Annotated in this window: 6 protein-coding genes; all 6 read left to right on the forward strand. The window is 58.0% G+C overall.

Annotated features, from left to right (window positions below; all coding sequences use genetic code 11):
* A partial coding sequence (locus tag RTK01_RS15525) for an FAD-dependent oxidoreductase (RefSeq protein ID WP_312281847.1) occupies window positions 1-429 on the forward strand: 429 nt, incomplete at its 5' end.
* 371 nt (window positions 430-800) lie between these two features.
* The gene (locus RTK01_RS15530) at window positions 801-1,139 is read left to right on the forward strand and encodes a DUF3870 domain-containing protein (RefSeq protein WP_293008549.1); all 339 of its coding nucleotides are present in this window, start codon (window positions 801-803) and stop codon (window positions 1,137-1,139) included.
* Window positions 1,140-1,334: 195 nt separating this feature from the next.
* Window positions 1,335-2,705 (forward strand): dipeptidase PepV, encoded by a 1,371-nt coding sequence (pepV, locus tag RTK01_RS15535; protein ID WP_312281848.1) that lies wholly within the window; start codon window positions 1,335-1,337, stop codon window positions 2,703-2,705.
* 18 nt (window positions 2,706-2,723) lie between these two features.
* Window positions 2,724-3,815, forward strand: a complete 1,092-nt coding sequence (locus RTK01_RS15540) for a dipeptide epimerase (RefSeq protein ID WP_312281849.1) — start codon at window positions 2,724-2,726, stop codon at window positions 3,813-3,815.
* A 147-nt stretch (window positions 3,816-3,962) separates the two neighbouring features.
* Window positions 3,963-5,147 (forward strand): DUF819 family protein, encoded by a 1,185-nt coding sequence (locus tag RTK01_RS15545; protein ID WP_312281850.1) that lies wholly within the window; start codon window positions 3,963-3,965, stop codon window positions 5,145-5,147.
* Window positions 5,148-5,220: 73 nt separating this feature from the next.
* A partial coding sequence (locus RTK01_RS15550; RefSeq protein WP_312281851.1) for a transglutaminase-like domain-containing protein occupies window positions 5,221-6,377 on the forward strand: 1,157 nt, incomplete at its 3' end.

Consider the following 6,377-nt stretch of genomic DNA (forward strand, 5'->3'; position numbering starts at 1 on the left):
CGTCACGAGGAGGTGGAGCACGCCGAGGAAGAGGGCGTCATCTTTAATACTCTCAACAACCCCGTGGAGATTTTGGCGGATGAGGACGACAACGTTCGCGCCATCCGCTGCATCAAGATGGAGCTGGGCGAGCCGGACGCTTCCGGCCGCCGCAGCCCTGTGGAGATTGTCGGCAGCGAGTTTGACATGGAGGTGGACTGCGTCATCATGGCGCTGGGCACCAGCCCCAACCCCCTGATCAAGAGCACCACCGAGGGGCTGGAGGTCAATCGCAAGGGCTGTATCGTGGTGAACGAGGAGGGACTCACCTCCCGTCCGGGCGTTTACGCCGGCGGAGACGCTGTCACCGGCGCGGCCACGGTGATTCTGGCCATGGGCGCGGGCAAAACCGCCGCCAAGGCCATCGACGAGCAGTTGAACAAGGCATAATTCGGCGCTTTTGCGCATAAAACGCCCGTGGGGCAATGCAGGCAGCCATCAGACAACCTGTGCGCCGGGAGCCAAGAAAAACCGAAAACGCAAAGCAGCGGGGGGAACCGATTTCGGTTTCCGCCGCTGTTTTACAGGCGCTCAGGAGCGGTTGGAAGAAATGTCGCCAGACGGCAAAAGTTATAAAAAGGCGTTGCACAGGCATAAGCTGTATTGGAAAATGTTCATAACATGCCTGCCGATTTTGCAAAATTAAACCATCAAATTTTGTGAAAAACAGATAGTTTTGTATGAAATGTCCGTAAAACATTGACACGAGTCTTTGAAATGATATAATTGCTACAAAGTTCTTTGGCGGGATGATGTGATAAATGGAAGACATGGAGACGCTGTATATCATCGGTGAATCACGGACCAACAGTGACAATGCCATCACGAAAATGTTCGGCTCTTTTTACATGGCTTTGGAGATGGAAGCTGAAAGCGGGAAAATCGTGGATTTCAGTTGTACCCACTCTCTGGAACTGACGGAGACTTTCCTGCGGCGCGTTTTTGTGGGGCGGTCCCTGCTGCGGGAATACGACCAACTGGAAAACGAGGTGTCCCGCCGATACCACGGCTCCTCCGCCAAGGCGGTGCTTGCCGCCATGAAAGACGCGGAAAAACGGTATCGGGCCGCAGTGGGAAAGAGCGAATCCACTGGCGGATAGATCCGGCAGGCAAATAAGTTCATAAACTGCTTTCTCTTGTGTGATATATCTTCCAATATATCAACCAGCAAGGGGAAACCCAGTAAAGATCAGAGAATGTCTCTGGTCCTTGCTGGGTTTTTGTGTTTTTTAGCTTAGAATCGGGCGACCCGCCCACGCTTGGGGCGCGGGCGGAAGAAACGAAAGGAGCGCGAAATGGAACTGAAAGAGCTTGTGGAACAGCGGAGAGCGCCGCTGCTGAAAACTCTGGGGGAGAGCATCCGCATCCCCAGCGTGCGGGAGGAGGATGGAAGCGGCTATCCCTACGGTGCAAACATTCAAAGGGCGCTGGAGTTTATGCTGGAAACCGGAAAGAGCCTGGGCCTTCGGGTGGGCAGCATGGACAATCAGGTGGGTTGGTGCGAGTTTGGCGAGGGGGAGGAAATGGTGGCCATTTTGGGCCATCTGGACGTGGTCCCCGCCGGAGAGGGCTGGAGCGGCGATCCCTTTTCCGGCGAGGTCCGGGATGGGAAGGTCTTCGGACGGGGGTCTATGGACGACAAGGGTCCCACCGTGGCGGCCCTCTATGCGCTGGGCGCGCTGAAAGAATCGGAGCTGCCCCTGCGTCGGCGGGTAAGGCTTTTGATGGGAACCAATGAGGAAACCGGCTCCGCCGACATGAAATACTATCTGGCTCACGGGGGCGAAAAGCCCGTGATGGGCTTCACGCCGGACGGGGAATACCCAGTCATCAACGGGGAAAAGGGCATCGTGAACGTGACCTTCCGGCGCGGACTGCGCCAGTCCGGCCCAGTGCGGCTTCGGAAACTTGCCGGCGGCGACGCGCCGAACGTGGTTCCCTCCTCCGCTTTTGCGGAGCTGGAATGCACCGATGAGCTGGCAAAGCAATTTGCCGCCTCACTGCCGGAGATGGTGGAATGCATTCTTATTCCCGGCGGAGTGCGAATAGAAGCTTGGGGCATCAGCGCCCACGGCAGCACCCCGGAGCAGGGGGAAAACGCCATCGGGCGGCTGCTGCTGGCGCTGAACGCGCTGCCGCTGGAGGGAGAGCTTGCCGGGGCGGTCCGTTTTCTGGCGGAAAAAATCGGCATGGAAACTGACGGAAGTTCTCTGGGACTTGCGCTGGAGGATGAGATGTCCGGCGCGCTGACATTCAATCTGGGGGTAATGGAGGGGGACGAAACCGGCCTGACTTGCCGGGTAAACTATCGCTACCCCGTGACAAAGTCTCTTAAAGACTGTGGCCCCAAATTTCAGGCGGAACTGGAAGCGGCAGGCTTTGAGGTGGTGGAGCAGACACACAAGGAAAGCCTGTATGTCCCGCCGGAGAGCGAACTGGTAACGACCCTCATGCGAGTGTATCAGGAGGAGACGGGATTGAGCGACCCGCCCAAGAGCATTGGCGGCGGGACTTATGCCAAGGCCATGCCCAACGTGGTGGCCTTCGGCCCGGTTTTCCCGGGGGATGAAGTGAGAGAGCATAAGCCGGACGAATTTATCGAGGTGGACCGGCTGATGCAAAATGCGCAGATCATCGCACGGGCGATGTATGAACTTGCGAAATAAAAAAGGAGGAGGAAGAATATGAAAATTACAGAGGTCCGTCTCGGACATATCTCCGTTCCCCTACGGGTTCCGTTTAAAACGGCGCTGCGGCAGGTGAACAGCGTGGAGGACGTCATTGTGGAGGTTCACACGGATACCGGTGCGGTGGGCTATGGCGAAGCTCCCCCCACCGGCGTGATTACCGGAGACACCACCGGGGCCATTATCGGCGCATTGAAGGATCACATCATTAAAACGGTGGTGGGCCGGGACGTGGACGAGTTTGAGGATTTGATGACCGCCCTGAACGGCTGCATTCTCAAAAACACCAGTGCCAAGGCCGCCATGGACATGGCCCTGTGGGATTTGTACGGCCAGCTTTACAAAATCCCGGTCTACAAGCTGATGGGCGGCGCGCGGAAGAACATCGTCACCGACATCACAATCAGCGTCAACGACCCGGAGGAGATGGCCCGGGATGCGAGAAACGCCATCGAAAGAGGCTATGACTGCCTGAAAGTGAAGGTGGGCGCGAATCCAGCGCTGGACGTGGCCCGGCTGGCCGCTGTGCGGCAGGCGGCGGGAAGCGACGTGTTAATTCGTATCGACGCAAATCAGGCATGGTCTCCCAAGCAGGCGGTCACGCTGCTGAACCAGATGCAGGAGAAGGGACTGGACATCGAGTTTGTGGAGCAGCCGGTCAAGGCCCACGACTTTGAGGGCCTGAAATATGTCACGGAGCGGAGCTATGTCCCCGTGTTGGCGGACGAGAGTGTATTTTCCCCCGAGGACGCCGTGAAAATCATGCAGATGGGCGCGGCGGATTTGGTGAACATCAAGCTGATGAAGTGCGGCGGACTGTGGAACGCGCTGAAAATTGCCTCTGCCGCCGAGGTTTACGGCGTGGAGTGCATGATCGGCTGTATGCTGGAGGCAAAGGTCAGCGTCAACGCGGCGGTGCATCTGGCCTGCGGAAAGAAAATCATCACCAAAGTGGACCTGGACGGCCCCGTCCTGTGCAGCGAGGATCCCGTGGAAGGGGGGGCGGTGTTCAACGAGAAGGACATCACCGTGTCCGACGCGCCGGGTCTCGGCGTGATGGGTATCCGGGGCATCACGTATCTGGACTGAGAAAATCCGGCGGGATGGCTATCCCGCAGATGATAAAAGAAAGGGGGCGGTAAGCGGGGCATGGGGCGCTGCGTGCGCCGAATTGCGCGTCCGGGCGGTATGGGAACCGCGAAACCGGAAACTTAAAATAAAAAGGGAGAGGACAACATGTTTACGATTACCAACGGCTTTACTTACATTGCGTTTCTGATGTTCCTGGCCGGCGGGCTGCTGGCACTGGAAAAGTACGCCAAGTGGAAGATTTTCAACTGGGTTCCCCCGCTGGTGTGGATTTACGTGCTGAATATGGTGTTTTGCACCATGGGCCTGTACGCCTCGGAGGAGTGCTCGGCCGCTTACAGCGGGCTGAAAAACAATCTGCTTTACTCCATGATTTTCGTGATGCTGCTGCGCTGCGACTTCCGCAAGCTTGCAAAGCTGGGCGGGCGGATGGTTGCCATTTTCCTCGGCTGCTCCGTGACCATTGCCGCGGGTTTTATCATCGGCTATCCCATATTCAAGGGAATGCTGGGTGCGGATACCTGGGCCGCCACCGCCGCGCTGTATGCTTCATGGGTGGGCGGCTCGGCCAACATGGCCGCCATGCAGGACGCACTGCCGGTGGACCCCGGCGCGTATAGCTGCGCGCTGGCGCTGGATACGGTGTGCTATTCCGTGTGGATTGCCCTGCTCCTCTTCATGGTGAGATATTCCAAGAAATGGGACAATTCCGTAAGAGCCGATACCTCCAAGCTCTCCGCCGTGGCCGAAGCCGCCAACGAAGAGGTTGCCAGAGAGAAGAAGCAGGCGAAGTCCGCCGACTGGATTTGGCTGATCGGCCTTGCGCTGTTTGTCTCCGCCATGTCCCAGAAAATCGGTCTGCTGATGAATACCGGCTTCAAGTCTGTGGGCCTGAGCATGTTCGACAAGGGCACCTGCACCACCGTGTTTGTCACCGTGCTGGGCCTTGCGTGCGCCATGACGCCCATAGGCAAATTGCCTGCGGTGGAAGAGCTTTCAAACATCCTGCTGTATGCGGTGGTGTCTCTGTTGGCAACGCAGGCGCCCCTCAACGACCTGCTGGCCGCGCCCATGTGGGTGGTTTACGGCGTGTTTATCCTCGTCATTCATGTGGTCCTGATGTATTTTTTGTCAAAGGTATTCCACTGGGATTTGTGTATGGTGTCCACAGCGTCGGTGGCTAATATAGGAGGCAGCGCCTCCGCGCCCATTATTGCGGTGGCTTATCATGAGTCCTATGCGGGCATCGGCGTTTTGATGGGCGTGCTGGGCGCGGCCATCGGAAACTTTGCCGGGCTTGCCATGGGTGCGATTCTCAAGCTGATGGCATAAGTCAAAAAACGAACCAACAGGCGCTCGGCCTACCGGTCTTCGGGGAGGCCGAGCGCCCGAAAAAGGAGGAATCATGGGCATCAACGACAATTTCAGATATCTTCACATCGGCCTGCCGGAAGATGTTCTGCGCCTGAAATACTTTGGGGATTTCGCCGGGGCGGACCGCGCCGCTCTGCGGTATTTAAGCGCGCCCAACACGCCGAAGCCGCTGAAGCGCTGTCTGATTGCCCAGCGGGAGATGATGGCCCGCCTTCCGGCGGATTATCCTCTTACCCGAGATACAGCCGTTGCTTTGGCACAATCCGCCGCACCGGATTTTACGGCAGAGGAGTTTGACGCGCTGACGGCGGCGGGGCGGATTGACTGGATTTACATACAGGGTATCCCTCATTACTTTGACCGGTTTTTTGACTCTCTCTGCAAAACCGACGCGGACTATGCCGCCCGGGCAGGTGTCTCTCAGATGGGAGCCGATGGTTCCGATGCCACCAGAGAGGGCGGCGAATCCCGACTGGATCGCGTGGCGCGTCTGCTGGCGGAAAAGGGGGAGCTGTCTGCCCGCATTCGGTGCCGTGCGTCCCTGCGGCTGAAGGATGGAACGTTCCGAAGGGGAGAGTGGGCTCGGGCATACCTGCCCTTACCCTGTGCCTGCGACGCGCAGAGCGATATTCGTATTGAGCGGATTTCCCCGGAGCCTGCCCATATCTCCCCAGAGGACGCGCCCCAGCGTGTGGTGTTTTGGGAGGAGCGCATGGAGGAAAACCATCCCTTTGAGGTGGAATTTTCCTATGTGCGCACGGCGCGGTATACGGATTTAACCCGTCCGGGGAAGAACAGAGAGGAGTCCACCTACTCGCCGGAAGAGTTTTTGGTGGAGGAGCCGCCCCATCTCCTGTTTACTCCGTATCTCCGCGCTCTGACGACGGAACTGACGGCAGGCGTGGAGGAGCCGTTGGAAAAGGCCCGCAGGATCTATGATTTCGTGACGCTGAATGTGAAATACACCTATGTGCGGGCCTATTTCGGTCTTGAAAATATTGCGGAGAACTGCGCCAGAAGTCTTGTGGGGGACTGCGGCGTAATGGCGCTGCTGTTTATCACGCTTTGCCGCTGTGCGGGGATTCCGGCCCGGTGGGAAAGCGGCTGGAAGGCAGAGCCGGGCTTTTGCGGTGCCCACGACTGGGCGCGGTTTTACATCGCGTCCCACGGCTGGCTGTATGCCGATCC

It is taken from the genome of Oscillibacter sp. (genome assembly GCF_031978065.1).
Lineage (GTDB): Bacteria > Bacillota > Clostridia > Oscillospirales > Oscillospiraceae > Oscillibacter.

Coding starts and splice junctions, on each gene's coding strand:
- RTK01_RS15530 (WP_293008549.1), top strand. CDS start 801: ATGGAAGACATGGAGACGCTGTATATCATCGGTGAATCACGGACCAAC.
- pepV (WP_312281848.1), top strand. CDS start 1,335: ATGGAACTGAAAGAGCTTGTGGAACAGCGGAGAGCGCCGCTGCTGAAA.
- RTK01_RS15540 (WP_312281849.1), top strand. CDS start 2,724: ATGAAAATTACAGAGGTCCGTCTCGGACATATCTCCGTTCCCCTACGG.
- RTK01_RS15545 (WP_312281850.1), top strand. CDS start 3,963: ATGTTTACGATTACCAACGGCTTTACTTACATTGCGTTTCTGATGTTC.